The organism is Qipengyuania sp. R86523 (genome assembly GCF_044596365.1).
GTDB lineage: Bacteria > Pseudomonadota > Alphaproteobacteria > Sphingomonadales > Sphingomonadaceae > Qipengyuania > Qipengyuania citrea.
On the sequence record NZ_CP138997.1, the window covers coordinates 1,273,376 to 1,287,206 of the forward strand.

At 65.8% G+C, this 13,831-nt stretch carries 19 protein-coding genes; 5 read left to right on the forward strand and 14 right to left on the reverse strand.

The window, feature by feature from the left end:
* The first annotated feature begins 61 nt into the window (after positions 1-61).
* Complete coding sequence (astD, locus tag SJY12_RS06305; RefSeq protein WP_397506533.1) at positions 62-1,474, forward strand: succinylglutamate-semialdehyde dehydrogenase; 1,413 nt, start codon at positions 62-64, stop codon at positions 1,472-1,474.
* 11 nt (positions 1,475-1,485) lie between these two features.
* Here astD and SJY12_RS06310 read toward each other — a convergent pair whose 3' ends face one another.
* Together SJY12_RS06310 and SJY12_RS06315 are read right to left on the reverse strand one after the other, a co-directional pair.
* Positions 1,486-2,196 carry a hypothetical protein gene (locus tag SJY12_RS06310; RefSeq protein ID WP_063506557.1) on the reverse strand — a complete coding sequence of 237 codons (711 nt, stop codon included), beginning with the start codon at positions 2,194-2,196 and terminating at the stop codon, positions 1,486-1,488.
* Between the two features lie 218 nt (positions 2,197-2,414).
* Entirely contained in the window at positions 2,415-2,912 is a 498-nt protein-coding gene (locus SJY12_RS06315; RefSeq protein ID WP_063512572.1) for a glycine zipper 2TM domain-containing protein, read from the reverse strand.
* A 183-nt stretch (positions 2,913-3,095) separates the two neighbouring features.
* Between SJY12_RS06315 and rarD the strand changes: the two genes are divergently transcribed.
* Positions 3,096-3,998, forward strand: coding sequence for an EamA family transporter RarD (gene rarD, locus SJY12_RS06320; RefSeq protein WP_397506535.1), 903 nt, complete (start codon positions 3,096-3,098; stop codon positions 3,996-3,998).
* On the opposite strand, the gene pyrC is transcribed toward rarD, so the two are convergent.
* Entirely contained in the window at positions 3,976-5,013 is a 1,038-nt protein-coding gene (gene pyrC / locus SJY12_RS06325) for a dihydroorotase (RefSeq protein WP_397506537.1), read from the reverse strand. The genes rarD and pyrC overlap by 23 nt on opposite strands.
* Before the next feature lie 38 nt (positions 5,014-5,051).
* On the opposite strand from pyrC, the gene SJY12_RS06330 reads away from it, so the two are divergent.
* Positions 5,052-5,795, forward strand: a complete 744-nt coding sequence (locus SJY12_RS06330) for a YgfZ/GcvT domain-containing protein (protein ID WP_397506539.1) — start codon at positions 5,052-5,054, stop codon at positions 5,793-5,795.
* Here SJY12_RS06330 and SJY12_RS06335 read toward each other — a convergent pair.
* The gene (locus tag SJY12_RS06335; protein ID WP_050599318.1) at positions 5,776-6,375 is read right to left on the reverse strand and encodes a TetR/AcrR family transcriptional regulator; all 600 of its coding nucleotides are present in this window, start codon (positions 6,373-6,375) and stop codon (positions 5,776-5,778) included. The two genes, SJY12_RS06330 and SJY12_RS06335, sit on opposite strands and share 20 nt — an antisense overlap.
* A gap of 115 nt (positions 6,376-6,490) precedes the next feature.
* On the opposite strand from SJY12_RS06335, the gene SJY12_RS06340 reads away from it, so the two are divergent.
* Positions 6,491-7,369 (forward strand): metal-dependent hydrolase, encoded by an 879-nt coding sequence (locus tag SJY12_RS06340; protein ID WP_397506540.1) that lies wholly within the window; start codon positions 6,491-6,493, stop codon positions 7,367-7,369.
* Positions 7,370-7,437: 68 nt separating this feature from the next.
* On the opposite strand, the gene SJY12_RS06345 is transcribed toward SJY12_RS06340, so the two are convergent.
* From SJY12_RS06345 to rplU, 3 genes are all read right to left on the reverse strand, one after another.
* Positions 7,438-7,980, reverse strand: coding sequence for a GNAT family N-acetyltransferase (locus tag SJY12_RS06345; protein ID WP_160767181.1), 543 nt, complete (start codon positions 7,978-7,980; stop codon positions 7,438-7,440).
* 208 nt (positions 7,981-8,188) lie between these two features.
* A complete protein-coding gene (gene rpmA, locus SJY12_RS06350; RefSeq protein WP_050599321.1) occupies positions 8,189-8,458 on the reverse strand; it encodes a 50S ribosomal protein L27 in 270 nt (89 codons plus the stop codon).
* 12 nt (positions 8,459-8,470) lie between these two features.
* Positions 8,471-8,896 carry a 50S ribosomal protein L21 gene (gene rplU, locus SJY12_RS06355; RefSeq protein WP_397506542.1) on the reverse strand — a complete coding sequence of 142 codons (426 nt, stop codon included), beginning with the start codon at positions 8,894-8,896 and terminating at the stop codon, positions 8,471-8,473.
* Positions 8,897-9,071: 175 nt separating this feature from the next.
* Between rplU and SJY12_RS06360 the strand changes: the two genes are divergently transcribed.
* Positions 9,072-9,602 carry a hypothetical protein gene (locus tag SJY12_RS06360; protein ID WP_397506544.1) on the forward strand — a complete coding sequence of 177 codons (531 nt, stop codon included), beginning with the start codon at positions 9,072-9,074 and terminating at the stop codon, positions 9,600-9,602.
* Between the two features lie 62 nt (positions 9,603-9,664).
* Here the strand turns inward: SJY12_RS06360 and SJY12_RS06365 are convergent, their stop codons facing one another.
* The 7 genes from SJY12_RS06365 to thrC form a co-directional block, all read right to left on the reverse strand.
* The gene (locus tag SJY12_RS06365; protein WP_397506546.1) at positions 9,665-10,087 is read right to left on the reverse strand and encodes a hypothetical protein; all 423 of its coding nucleotides are present in this window, start codon (positions 10,085-10,087) and stop codon (positions 9,665-9,667) included.
* A 74-nt stretch (positions 10,088-10,161) separates the two neighbouring features.
* Positions 10,162-10,629: a molybdenum cofactor biosynthesis protein MoaE gene (locus SJY12_RS06370; protein WP_397506548.1), complete on the reverse strand. Its 468-nt coding sequence runs from the start codon at positions 10,627-10,629 to the stop codon at positions 10,162-10,164.
* Entirely contained in the window at positions 10,622-10,864 is a 243-nt protein-coding gene (locus SJY12_RS06375) for a MoaD/ThiS family protein (protein WP_397506549.1), read from the reverse strand. Before SJY12_RS06375 ends, SJY12_RS06370 begins: the two co-directional genes overlap by 8 nt.
* 3 nt (positions 10,865-10,867) lie before the next feature.
* Positions 10,868-11,167: a Rossmann fold domain-containing protein gene (locus SJY12_RS06380; RefSeq protein WP_397506551.1), complete on the reverse strand. Its 300-nt coding sequence runs from the start codon at positions 11,165-11,167 to the stop codon at positions 10,868-10,870.
* A complete protein-coding gene (locus SJY12_RS06385) occupies positions 11,164-11,538 on the reverse strand; it encodes a dihydroneopterin aldolase (protein ID WP_397506552.1) in 375 nt (124 codons plus the stop codon). The genes SJY12_RS06380 and SJY12_RS06385 overlap by 4 nt, the downstream gene beginning before the upstream one ends.
* Before the next feature lie 10 nt (positions 11,539-11,548).
* Positions 11,549-12,439 (reverse strand): class I SAM-dependent methyltransferase, encoded by an 891-nt coding sequence (locus SJY12_RS06390; RefSeq protein ID WP_397506554.1) that lies wholly within the window; start codon positions 12,437-12,439, stop codon positions 11,549-11,551.
* The gene (thrC, locus tag SJY12_RS06395) at positions 12,439-13,830 is read right to left on the reverse strand and encodes a threonine synthase (RefSeq protein WP_397506556.1); all 1,392 of its coding nucleotides are present in this window, start codon (positions 13,828-13,830) and stop codon (positions 12,439-12,441) included. The genes SJY12_RS06390 and thrC overlap by 1 nt, the downstream gene beginning before the upstream one ends.
* Between the last annotated feature and the right edge of the window lies 1 nt (position 13,831).

Below are 13,831 nucleotides of genomic sequence, written 5' to 3' on the forward strand. Positions count from 1 at the left end.
AGCGCCCGCAACCTCCCACCTAGGGCACATTCCGAGGCGCAGAACAGGATAAGCATACGCCATGACGACCGAACTGGTCTCAACCGAACCCGCGACCGGCAAGGAAATCTGGCGCGGCCAGGCGGGCAATGTCGACGAGACGATCGAGCGCGCGCGCAAGGCGCTGCGGCAATGGTCGCGCGAACCGCTGGGCCGCCGGATCGAATTCGTGCGCCGCTTCGCCAATGAAGTCCGCAAGCACGGCGATGCCTTCGCCGAGCTGATCGCGCGCGAGACCGGCAAGCCGCTGTGGGAAGCGCGCACCGAGGTCGAAGCGGTCATCGGCAAGGTCGAGATCTCGATCACCGCCTATGCCGAGCGCACCGGGCAGAAAAAGCTCAACAGCGCGCTGCAGGGCACTGCCGCGCTGCGCCACAAGCCGCATGGCGTGATGGCCGTGCTGGGGCCGTACAATTTCCCCGCCCACCTGCCCAACGGCCACATCGTGCCCGCGCTGATCGCAGGCAATGTGGTGATCTTCAAGCCGAGCGAGAAAACCCCGGCAGTGGGCGAATTCCTCACCCGCTGCTTCCACGAGGCCAAGGTGCCCGAAGGCGTGGTGCAATGCATCCACGGCGGGGCCGAGGTCGGGCAGGCACTGGTCGAGCACTGGATGGTCGATGGCGTGCTGTTCACCGGTTCGGCACGCGCGGGCATCGCGATCAACCGCAAGCTGGCCGCCGATCCGGGCAAGATCGTCGCGCTGGAAATGGGCGGCAACAACCCCATCGTCATGCTCGATACGCCCAAGATCGAGGATGCGGCGGCGACGATCGTCCAGTCCGCCTTCACCACCGCCGGCCAGCGCTGCACCGCAGCGCGCCGGCTGATCGTGGTCGATTCGATGTTCGACAAGATCGTGCCCGCGGTAAAGGCGCTGACCGAGAAGCTCATCGTCGACGAGCCTTTTGCAGAACCCCAGCCCTTCATGGGCTGCGTGATCGACAATTCCACCGCCGACCTGCTGTCCGAAAGCTTCGTCGCGCTGATGAGCCGGGGCGGCACGCCGATCATGCACATGAAGCGGCGCGACGAATTGCTGCCCTTCCTGTCGCCCGCGATCCTCGACGCGACCGAGATCCACGACCGGCCCGACATCGAATTGTTCGGCCCGTTGCTGCAGGTGATCCGCGTGCCCGATTTCGACGCGGCGATCTATGAAGCGAACAATACGCGCTACGGCCTTTCAGCCTCGCTGATCGGGGGCAAGCCTGCCGATTTCGAGCATTTCTGGACCGAGATCCGCGCCGGCATCGTCAATTGGAACCGCCCTACCAACGGGGCATCCTCATCCGCGCCGTTCGGCGGCGTCGGCCTGTCGGGCAACCACCGGCCCGCGGCGTTCTATGCGGCGGACTATTGCGCCTATCCGGTCGCCAGCAACGAGATGGAGCAACCCCGTGCGAGCATCGGGGTCGGTATCCGGGAAAGCTGACCGCGCTGCGGTCAGTCGGTGGTGACGAGGTCGATCTCGGTCACGCCCTGCGGCAGCCGTCGCGCATAGACCACATAGGCCGAACGCCCCTTGGTCCCGCTGAGGATGTTGTCGCCCGCGCTCTTGGTGTGTTCGGCATTGTAGCCGGCGGCGCGTGCGCGCGTGTAGTAGAAGGCGAGCACTTCCTCGAGCGCAACCGGCGTCAGGAAGGACACCACGCGCAGCGCGCACTGGCCTTCGTCGGTTCCGGCCGCTTCCTGCGTGTTGCCGCGCGGATAGACGGGAAAAGCGGCGGGCAGCTTGGCCGCCCAGGCAGAGGTGTAATCGACCTTCTCGCCGCAATTCTCGCCGCCCGGCGAAACCGCGGCGCGGGCGGCGGCGACCATCGCCGCGCTCGGTGCATTGTCGTCGCCCAGCGTCTTGGCGGTCGGCGGCGAAACCAGTTCGCTGCGCCCGCCTACCAGTTCGGCGGCGCGGCTGCGCGCAGCCTCGATCGCGCGGGGCGACTTGTCGATATTGGGGATCGCGGCATTGCCGGTGCCCGACAGCGCGGCATTGGCTTCGTTCCGTCCGGCCAGATCGGGATCGGACGACAGCTCGTCGTTCAGCGCCTGTTCGCTCGCCGGGTCCATGGCGTCGCCTGCCGCCTCATCCTCGTTCGTGTCACCACAACTAGCCAAAAGGGCAACAGGAACGAGAGAGACGAGCAGGCGACGGTTCATCGATAGACCTCAACTTGGGAACGCGACTGTCCTACGCTGCAATTGCCGCGCTTTGCCAGCCGTCCGGAGGCGCTGCACCATAGCGGGACATGCCGGCTTGAAAAGCTAAAGGGCGCCGCCCGCCTCCCCGCAAGGGAAGGACAGACGACGCCCGCACGGCCCGGTGGCGAGCCGCGCTGTCCGGCCGTGGGTGGGCACGGCCGAAACGCAAATTCACATCAGCCGCAGCGGGTCTGCGAACGGTCGATCGACCGGCCAAGCAGTGCGCCCGCCGCCCCGCCGAGGATGGCGCCAAGCGTGCGATCGCCGCCCTGGCCTGCGACTTCGTGCCCCAGCAGTGCGCCGACGCCCGCGCCGACCAGCAGGCCGGTGGTGCCATTGTCGCGCTTGCAGTAATACCGCCCGTCGTTTCCGCGCCAGACGCGGGTGTTGGCGCGGACCGGCTGGCCGTAGCCGCGATCGTAACCCATGTAATAGGGACGCGACTGGCCGCCGCGATAGTCACCCCCGCCCCGGTAATCACGGTAATCGCGGTAATCGCGATCCCGGTCGTGCCGATGCCCGCGCTGGCGCTTGTGATCGAAGGTCAAGTCTCCGGTAACCGCTGCGTGCGCGCCGCTGTTGGTGTGCATCGCCGGCGCCGCACTGGCCGGCATGGCGAAGGCGAGGCCTGCCGCGGCGATGGCCATCGAAGCATTCCGGAAAGACTTGAGCATGGTTTATTCCTTTCTGAGCGCAGAGGCAGGAGGGGAGGCCCTGCGATGCCGTTAAGCTTTAGGCCGCCAAACCTGAACCGTATGCAACCATGCCGTCAGCTTTCGAAAAATCCGGCAGGCCGACGCTTCCGCGTCGACGAATTGCCGCTTGCGGGCGTGTTCGCGGGGGCCTAGCGCGCGAAAATGAACGCGAGCGCCCCACCCCAGACCGACCGCACGGGCCTTGCCGCGGCGTTCAGCGCCTATGTCATCTGGGGCTTCCTGCCACTCTACCTGATCCTTGTCCGCAGCGTCCCGGCGTTCGAATTCGTCGGCTGGCGAATCATCTGGACCCTGCCGCTGTGCCTGCTGATTGTGCTCGCCCGCCGTCAGGGCCCCGACCTGCGCGCCGCGCTGGCCAATCGCCGGACTCTCGCCCTGCTGGCGCTGAGCGCGACGCTGATCGCAGTGAACTGGGTGGTCTATGTCTGGGCGATCCAGAACGGGCAGGTCTATGCCGCCAGCCTCGGCTATTACATCAACCCGCTGGTCAACGTGCTGCTGGGCACCGTCTTGCTCGGTGAGAAGCTCTCGCGTCCGCAATGGGCCGCGGTGGGTCTTGCCGGGATCGGTGTCTCGCTGCTGGCCGCGGGCGCGCTCACCACGCTGTGGATTAGCCTGACGCTGGCGCTGAGCTTCGGTTCCTACGGGCTCATCCGCAAACAGCTCGATGTCGGTTCGGTCCCCGGGCTGACGATCGAATTGGCGCTGCTGTTGCTGCCATCGCTCGCGATCGCATGGTACTACGCGCAGACGCAGGGATCGTCCTTCGCCGTTTCGACCGAACTCAGCCTGGCGATCATGGCCGGCGGCGTGGTGACCGCCTTCCCCCTGCTGCTGTTCGCGATTGCCGCGCGCAAGCTACCCTATTCGATGCTCGGCTTCATCCAGTTCCTCGCTCCCAGCATCGTCTTCGTCCTGGGACTGACCGTGTTCGGCGAAGAGTTGAAGCCCGTCCAGGCCGCCTGCTTTGCCTGCATCTGGGCGGCCGCAGCGATTTTCGTGTGGGACCTCGTCGCGCGGACTAGGAAGCCAGCCGCCAGCTGAGCGTCTCGCCCGCGTGGAAGGGCACGATCCGCGCCTCGCCGCCATCGACTTCCCCCGGCACTTCCACCGGCGCCTTTTCCAGCGTGATCCGTTCTTCGTTCGGTGCAAGGCCGTAGAAAGCGGGGCCGTTGAGGCTGGCGAAGGCTTCGAAATGGTCGAGCGCGCCCTCGTCCTCGAACACCTGGACATAGCTTTCCAGCGCAAAGGGCGCGTTGAAGATGCCAGCGCAGCCGCAGGCGGTTTCCTTGGTATGCCGGTGGTGCGGCGCACTGTCGGTGCCGAGGAAATACTTGGCCGATCCGCTGGTCGCCGCGCCGCGCAGCGCCAGCCGGTGCTGTTCGCGCTTGGCTACCGGGAGGCAATAGAGATGCGGACGAATACCGCCGACGAGGATGTCGTTGCGGTTGATCTGCAGGTGCTGGGGGGTGATGGTCGCCGCAATATTGGGACCCGCGCTTTCCACGAAGCCGACCGCCTGCATGGTGGTGATATGCTCGAAGATCACGCGCAGCGTAGGCAGCCGATCGACCAGCGGCTGCAGCACGCGGTCGATGAACACCGCCTCGCGGTCGAAGATGTCGATATCGGGCGTGGTCACTTCGCCATGGACGCACAGCGGCATGCCGATATCGGCCATGCGTTCGAGCACGCCCATGATGTTGGCGACGTCGGTAACGCCGTGCGCGGAATTGGTGGTGGCACCGGCGGGATAGAGCTTGGCCGCGGTCAGCACGCCGTCGGCATGGCCTGCGGCGAGATCGTCCGCGTCGCTCTCGTCGGTCAGGTAAGCGGTCATCAGCGGAGTGAAATCCAGGCCCGCGGGCACTGCGGCTAGGATGCGGTCGCGATAGGCCGCGGCGAGCGCGGTGGTGGTCACCGGCGGCGCAAGATTGGGCATCACGATGGCGCGGGCGAACTGGCGCGCGGTCTGCGGGACCACGGCGCGCATCGTGTCACCATCGCGGAAATGCAGATGCCAGTCGTCGGGGCGGCGGATTGTCAGCGATTCGACCATGTGGTTGCCTATGGCGTCGGGCGGCCTATCTGTCACCCATGACTGCCACCCGCCTGTTCGACCGAGCCATCGTCCGCCTCACCAGCGAAGACCCCGACGAAGACGTCATTGCCTTCCTGCAGGGGCTGGTGACGAATGATGTCACGGGAACCCTGCCCGCCTATGCCGGCCTGCTGACGCCGCAGGGCAAGACGCTGTTCGATTTCCTCGTATGGCCCGGCGCCGCCGGGGAAGTGCTGATCGATTGCGAAGCCGATGCGGCCGAGGATCTGGCCAAGCGGCTGTCGCTCTACCGCCTGCGCCGCAAAATCGCGATCGCGGTCGATGCAGGCGTGGCCGTGCACTGGCAGGCTGAGATGGGCGATGGCGGTGCTGCCGACCCGCGACTGGCCGCGCTCGGCCAGCGCTGGCTGGCGCCAGTTGCCGACAGCGATGAAGCAGCGGACGCCGACTGGCGGGCGCACCGCCTCGCGCTGGGCGTGCCCGAAGGCCGGGCCGAACTGGGCGACATCCTGTGGCTGGAAACCAACGCCGCCGAACTGCACGGCGTCAGCTTCGGCAAGGGCTGCTATATCGGGCAGGAGAACACCGCCCGGATGAACTGGCGCAGCAAGGTCAACCGGCGGCTGGTGGTGGTCCCGCTCGAGCGTTCCGACGACAAGCGACGCAAGGCGGATTACCCCGATCTCGGCCTGGCGGTGGACCATCTGCGGGTGGATGCAATCGACGCGGACAGCGCGCCGGAATGGATGCGCGACGCGCTCAGCCCTGCGGCAGAGTGATATCCATCGACCGGGTGAGCATGCGCTCGGCCCGGTCGCGCGCGGCTGTTTCGGGAAGCCCGAGCGAGCGTGACAGCGCGGTGCCGATCAGCGCATCGCCCATGGCCATCAGCACCAGCGCCAATGTCTCTTCATGCACCTGCGTCGGGGCAGCGCCATGCGCGGCTTCCTCGGGCGCGATTTCATCGACCAGCTGATGGATGGTCTCGACGATCGGGGTCAGCGCGTCCTCGTTGCCGGTCAGGATCATCCAGCTGGCGAGTGCGCCAGCGCCTTCCTTGTCGAATGCGTCGAACGCCAGGTCGACCACCTCGCGCGGCGATCCGAGACCCGCGCGGCTTGCCCGGACCGCCTCGATGATCGTGTCGCACACCGTCTTGGCAAGATGGCCGGCCAGCGCCTTCTGCAGACCCGCCGCCGATCCGAAATGGTGCAGCAGATTGGCATGGGTGCGGCCGATGCGCGCGCCCACCGCCTTCAACGTCACCGATTGCGGCCCCGCTTCGATCAACAGCACGCGTGCCGCCTCGAGCGCTGCAAGTCGCGATTCCTCGGGCGATAGTCGTTTGCGCGTGGCCATTGACCGGTGCGGTAACCCATTGCGCAGGGCCGCGAAAGGCGTGACGCCAATTTATTGACAGCAATGTAAGTAGGCCTTACTTACATCAATGTCAGTTAATCCCGAGGAGCTTTTGATGAACGCCCCCGTTATGATCGATACCGACTTGCGTGACGCCGCGCCGACCCCGGCCGATCTGACCATCACCGTGCGCGACGAGCGCTTCAATCGCGGCACCAGCCCGCGGCGCTGGTGGGCGGGCGAACCGTTCGGCACTGCCTGGCACAATGCCCTGTCGGCCACCTTCCCTCGCGGCGAAGCCTTCTTCATCGAGGCGGTCAAGGCGCATCGCGAAGGCGCCAATCCCAAGCTCGAGAGCGAGATCCGCGCGTTCGTGAAGCAGGAGATTAACCACACCCGCGAACATATCGCCTTCAATCGGCTGGCCGAGGACGCGGGCTACGACATCAAGACGATCGACGCGCGGGTGGCGGAACTGCTCGCGCTGACCAAGGGGCGCCCGGCTATCGCGAACTTGGCAGTGACCATGGCGCTCGAGCATTACACCGCGATGATGGCAGCCGAATTCCTCGCCAATCCGAAGCATTTCGCCGCCGCTGACAAGGAAGTGCGCGATATGTGGCGCTGGCATGCGGCCGAGGAGATCGAGCACAAGGGCGTCGCTTTCGACACCTGGAACCACGCCACGAAGGACTGGACCGCAGGCAAGCGCTGGCGCGTGCGCAGCCTCGTCATGCTCACGGTTACCGCGCGCTTCTTCAAGAACCGCTGGGCCGATGCGCTCGCTCTGCTCGAACAGGACGGCATTACCGGCTGGAAGGCGAAGTGGGGCCTGTTCAAATATCTCACCGTCAGCCCGGGCATCGTGCGCCGGATCTTCCCCGCGTGGCTGGCCTATTTCAAGCCGGGCTTCCACCCGTGGGATCACGACGACCGCGAGTTGATCAAGCTGTACGAAGGCGATTTCAGCGACGCGCTGATGCCCGCTGAGTAAGGCTTCGTAGCTGAACGAAGAAAGGCCCCGCAGGTACAGCGCCTGCGGGGCCTTTCTCTTGCCTGGCTTCAGGCGGCCTGCGGCCGCGCGCGGGCATCGGCGCGCAGGTCGAGGCTGAAGAGCTTGCAGGGTGCTTCGCCGCCCCGTGCACGGCTCGCTCGGGGCGCGACCCGGCCGGTGGGCAGGAAGCCGATCTTGCGCAGCACGCGGCCCGATGCCGGATTGTCGACGAAATGCCCCGCCTCGATCCGCTGGTGGCCGAGAAGGCGCGCCACTTCGAGCGCGCCGCGGCCCGCTTCGCTGGCGTAGCCCTGGCCCCAATGGGGCCGTGCGATCCAGTAGCCGATCTCGGCATCGGCGCTGTCGCAGGGATCGATGCCGATGCAGCCGATAACTTCGGAGCCGCTGCCCGTGGGCAGGGTAACGAGGAAGACCGGATAGCGCGGGTCGTGCTGGCGCATGACGAATTCGCGGGCGTGTTTGGGGAGATAGGGCCACGGCGCGCTGGCAAGATTGCGGACGATCGCTTCATCGGCGATTCCGCCCAGCAGCGCTTCGGCATCTTCGGGCCATGCCGGCCGCAACAGCAGCCGTTCGGTCACATGGAACATAGGTAATCTCCCCTTCGGTCCACGCTCCGGGCTCCTAGGCCGGACGCGTGACAATTGCGTGATGGCGAAAGAAAATTTCGCCGCGGAATTGAAGAAGGAGAAACGACAAGAGGGAGACGGGTCGGCCCCATCTCCCTCTTCGGTTGCCGGATCGTGGACCCGGCTGGGACCGTCCCGTTTGGACGATCCCGTTATCGGAGCGTCCGGTTTACTCGGCGGCTTCGGCCATCATGTCGACCGAGACGAACTGGCGGTCGAGCTTGCCCTTGTGGAAGCGGACCTTGCCGTCGGTAAGCGCGAACAGGGTGTGATCCTTGCCCATGCCGACATTGCTGCCCGGATAGTACTTGGTGCCGCGCTGACGCACGATAATGTTGCCGGCGATGACGTTCTCGCTGCCGAACTTCTTCACACCAAGGCGACGACCGGCCGAATCACGACCGTTACGCGACGAACCGCCTGCTTTTTTATGTGCCATCGTCCGCGCTCCTTACTTCTTGGCTTCAGTCGTCTTGGCAGCGGCCTTCTTGGGCGCAGCCTTCTTGGCAGGAGCCTTGTCTTCCGCGGCATCGGCCTTGGGAGCGGCTTCCTTCTTCGGCGCGGCCTTCTTGGCCGAACCGGCACCGACGTCGGTGATCCGCAGCAGCGTCATCTGCTGGCGGTGACCGTTCTTGCGGCGATAGTTGTGACGGCGACGCTTCTTAAAAACGATCACCTTTTCGCTCTTGGCCTGTGCGATGATCTCCGCCGAAACGGTAACCTTGCCGGCATCCGAAAGCGAATTGCCTTCGCCTGCGAGCAGGACGTCGCCCAGCGTGATGGTATCGCCGGCTTCGCCAGCCAGCTTCTCAACCGCGATCTTGTCTCCGGCGGCAACCCGGTACTGCTTGCCGCCCGTGCGCACTACTGCGAACATGGTGGTTATCTCTCGTTCAAATTGCTGTGCCGTGATCTTGCGATGCACGGCGCGCCCGTCAGGCTACATGAAGCAGCCCCGGAAAGAAGCGTGCCGTTAAGCGATAGGTTGCCGCAAGTCAACGCTCGCCGCGAGGAATTTTGCATCCCCGCTGGTGCGCTGCGGCCTGCGTGATATGGAAGACAGGATGATCGATCGCAAGCTTTTCGCCCTCCCCCTCGCCATATTCCTGCTGGCCGGCTGCGCGGGCACCGCGTCCGAACGCTACCCTTCGCTGGCGACACGCGATGTGGAGCGCGCCGAAGGCACGTTCGAGGCCGTCCCGGGGCGACTGCTGGAGGTTCCACAAGTTCCGGTAACGATGTCCGGCAGCCTTGATGAGCGGCTTGCTGCACTGGTCGAGCAGGCGCGCGGGGCGCATGCCGAGTTCACCGGTGCCGTCCCGGCAGCCGAGCGCAGGGTCGGCGCCGCCGCCGGCAGCGCGATCGGCAGCGATAGCTGGGCGACGGCGCAAGTAGCCCTCGCCGATCTCGATTCGGCGCGCAGCATTGCCGCGACGGCGCTGGGCGATCTCGATATCCTCTATACCGCTGCGACCGTCCAGGCGCAGGACAGCGCCGCGATCGCAGCAGCGCGGGAGACCGTCATCGCGCTGGTGCGCGAGGAAGACGACGTGCTGGCCAGGCTGCGCGCACGAATCCGCTGATCGCGCATACGAAAAACGCGGAGCCGGTTGCCCGGCCCCGCGTCCCCCCACCGGAAAGGTGCCTATACGAAGGCGGCAATCGTCACCGTGGCAATGCCCCAGCAGAAGATCAGCGCCGGCAGGATCAGCATCTGGACCGCGGCGTCCCCCGCCTTCACGCGGCCCGTATGCGTGACGATTCCCTGGCTTACGAGCTTCGCCCAGCTCATGTTGCGCCCGCGATGCTCGGGACCGATCCGTGTCCACAGCGCGGGCAGGCCGAAGCCGGCGACGATAAACAGCGTGAAGATGACCATCGGGATGATCAGCCCCGGCGTCGAAAGACCCGCAGCCATCACTGCGAGAAAGCCCAGATACAGGCCCACCGTCGCGATATAGAGACCCTTGGGCAGTTCGAAACTGCGGTCGGTCTCGGGCATGGTCTTGGGCGCCGCAACGATGGCGGCTTGTTCGGCAACGAATTCGCGAGTGAAATGCTTGGACATGGCGGGCTCCTTTGTTGGAGCCTTGATGCGCCCGAGCAGCCGGCGATTCCTTGATCTCGATCAACGAACGGAATTTATTTCCAGCGCTTCAGATCGGCATGATCCTGTTTCCGCGGCTCGATCCAGTGCCATGCATCGCCGCGTTTCTCGCGTTTCCAGAACCACGCCGCCGATTTGAGATGGTCCATCAGGTAATCGGCACCGGCAAATGCATCGCGCCGATGCCGTGCTGCGGTAGCCACCAGCACGATCGCCTCACCCGGTGTCATCACCCCCACGCGGTGCCAGGCAAGCGCGCCTTCGAGCCCGAAGCGCACCTTTGCCGCCTGCGCCAGATCCAGCATGCCGCTATGCGTAAGCGGTTCGTAGTGCGTCAGTTCGAGCGCCTTTACGTTGCCGTCCGGCCGGACCTTGCCGCAAAAGGAGACCACCGCCCCGGCCGCGCCCTGCGCCGCGTTGAAGGCGGCCAGCGCCTCTCCCACGGACAGCCCCTTCTCGAGCACGCGGACATCGAGCGGCGTTTGGAGAACGAGCCTAGCCACCGCTCACCGGCGGCAACAATGCAACCTCGTCGCCATCCCGCGCCGACAGCTGGGTCTTGTCCGCCAGCACCTTGCCTGCGCAAGCCAGATTGACCCGCGCCTCGCGCAGCTGTTCGGCAACCGCGGGGTTCACCGCGGCCAGCAGACCGTCCCAACCGAGCGGCGCTGCGACTTCGCATTCCGTCTGCCCGGCTAGATCGCGCAACGGACCGAGGAAAAGGATACGTACGCCCATGGCTCAGGCTTCCAGATATTGGCCGGTCACGCCCGGCGCCGTTGCAAGGTAGCTTTCGATCGCGGCGAGCGCCGCGCCTTCCCCCGCGATCATGTTGATCCGGCGCGGCGCATGCTTGCGCGCCAGGGCGACAACGATCGCCCGCCGCCATTCGCGGTGGGTGTGATCGGCCGATGGTAGGACGAGGACGGCATCATCGCCCCCGGCCAGGGCATCCTCCGCCAGCGGCAGCCATTGTCCGTGGAACAGCGCCGCAGCCGCAAGCGGATCGCCGGGCAGGCCGTCCACCGCGATCTGTTTCATTCACGCCGCTCGCGGTGGAGCGTGATGCCGATCTTCTCGTCCGCCTCCGCAATCGCCAGCTTGACGATCTTGACCGTCACAGCGGTAATGCGCCGGTCCTGCAGGAACAGCGTTTCACAGACATGGTCGGCCACCGCCTCGATCAGCTTGAAATGAACGCCTTCGGGCAAGGCTTCCGATGCGGCGAACTTGAGATCCATGTAGTTCTTCGAATGATCGAGCGAAGTGTCGGGATCATAGCGGCGCAGGGGCTTCATCTGCGCCTGGATGGTAAAGCGCAGCGGCTGCGGCCGGCCGGTTTCTTCGGAATAGATGCCGGTGAGCACGTCGTGCTCGAAATCGGCCACTTCGAGGATCAGCGAATTGTCCATGGGCAGCGTCCTAGCGCGGATTCGACCAGCGCGCGAAGATCGCGGTGGGCAACAGCCGTCCGCTGCCATCCTCCTGCACCGCCAGATCGCCATGTTCGATCGTGCCCGGCAGTTCGGCGAACAGTTCCTGAAGCAGGCCGGCCAGGCTGAGGCTGCTCATGCGAACGGCATAGACGGTCAGGAAAAGGAACCGGCTGTCGGCATCGAGCAACTGGCGGCAATCGGACACGAGCTCCGGCAGGCCCTCCTCGAGCCGCCACACCTCGCCATCCGGCCCTCGTCCGAACTTCGGCGGATCGAGAATGATGCCGTCATAGCGGCGTCCGCGTCGCACTTCGCGTGCCGCGTACTTCATCGCATCCTCGACAAGCCAGCGGATGGGACGCTCATCGAGCCCCGCCATGGCGGCGTTCTCGCGCGCCTGGGCGACCGATTTCTTGCTCGCATCGACATGCGTCACACGGCCGAAGCGGCTGAGCGCCTGCGTGCCCACGCCGGTATAGCCGAACAGGTTCATCGTCTCGGCATCGCGTGCATCGCCGAGTTGCCGGCCCATCCATTCCCACACCGGGGCCATGTCGGGGAAGAAGCCGAGGTGCCGGAACGGCGTGCATTGCGCCGTGAAGCGCGCTTCGTCGCCCCAGCGCAGCGTCCAGCCATCCGGCGGCACGTCGCGCGCAAACTGCCAGCGGCCACCGCCGTCCTCGTCGCTGCCGGGGACGAATTCGCCATGCGCGTCCCATTCGGGCATGCGCGGCGACCACATCGCCTGCGGTTCGGGGCGGATGAAGCGGTAGTCACCATATTGTTCGAACTTGCGCCCGTGCCCGCTGTCGAGCAGGCGATAGGCGTCCCAGCCTTCGCCGACCATCAGCACCGGATCGCGCCGCAATTGGGCCATCAGGCCGAATGCCCCACGATATGGTCGCGCACGGCTTCATAGGTACCGGGAAGTTCGCGATAGGCTTCTTCGCGCGCGAACAGATCGCCGACCCGGGCCGGCAGCCCCGGCCGCGTGCCCGTCGCCCGTTCGACCGCATCGGGGAACTTCGCCGGATGCGCGGTCGCCAGCGTGACCACGGGGACGTCATGCGGCAGTTCGGCCACGCGCGCCGCATGCAGACCGATCGCGGTATGCGGATCGACGATTTCCGCGCAATCCTCGCATGCCCAGCGCATGGCCCGCGCCATGTCGTCCTCGTCGGCGCGCATGCTGGTGAACAGCGCACACGCGCCTTCGCGCTGCGCATTGGTAAGCTGCATCGCGCGCTTGCTCTCGAACCCGCGCATTTGCTCGGCCAGAGCGATCCCGTCGCGCCCGCCGACATCGAACAATAGCCGCTCAAAATTGGAACTGACCTGGATGTCCATGCTGGGTGCGGCGGTGGGTGTCACATCCCCGGCCGAATAATCGCCGGCGCTGAGCGCGCGGTGCAGGATGTCGTTGACGTTGGTCGCCACGATCAGCCGCTCTATCGGCAGGCCCATCTGCGCTGCGACATGGCCGGCGAAGACATCGCCGAAATTGCCCGTCGGGACGCTGAACGCCACCTTGCGGTCGGGCCCGCCCAATTGCAGCGCGGCGGCGAAGTAATAGACCACCTGCGCCATCAACCGCGCCCAGTTGATCGAATTGACCGCGCCGATCCGGTGGGTGTCGGTCACGTTGGGATCGGCGAAGATGCGCTTCACCATTGCCTGTGCGTCGTCGAAGCTGCCATCGATCGCGATGTTGTGGACATTGGGCGCGCGCACGGTGGTCATCTGGCGGCGCTGCACATCGCTGACGCGGCCCTTGGGATGCAGCATGAATATCTCGACCCGGTCGAGCCCCGCCACCGCATCGATCGCGGCGCTTCCCGTATCGCCGCTGGTAGCCCCGACGATGGTCAGGCTGCCATCCTCGCGCGCGAGGAACTCCTCGAACAACAGGCCGAGCAATTGCAGCGCTACGTCCTTGAAGGCGAGCGTGGGGCCATGGAACAGTTCGAGCAGCCATTGCCTCTCGTCGAGCTGGGTCAGCGGGGTCACGGCCGCATGGGCGAAGCGGCCATAGGCCTTGGCGGTCAGTTCGCGCAGCCGCTCGGGCGTCAGGCAATCGCCGACGAAGGGCTGCATCACCCGCGCGGCCAGTTCGCTGTAGGGCAGACCGCGCATCGCGGCGATTTCGTCATGCGTGAAGCGCGGCCACTGTGCCGGGACATAGAGCCCGCCATCGCTGGCCAGACCGGCGAGCGTGACGCCGACGAAATCGAGCGACGGAGCGCTGCCGCGGGTGGAGACATATTTCATC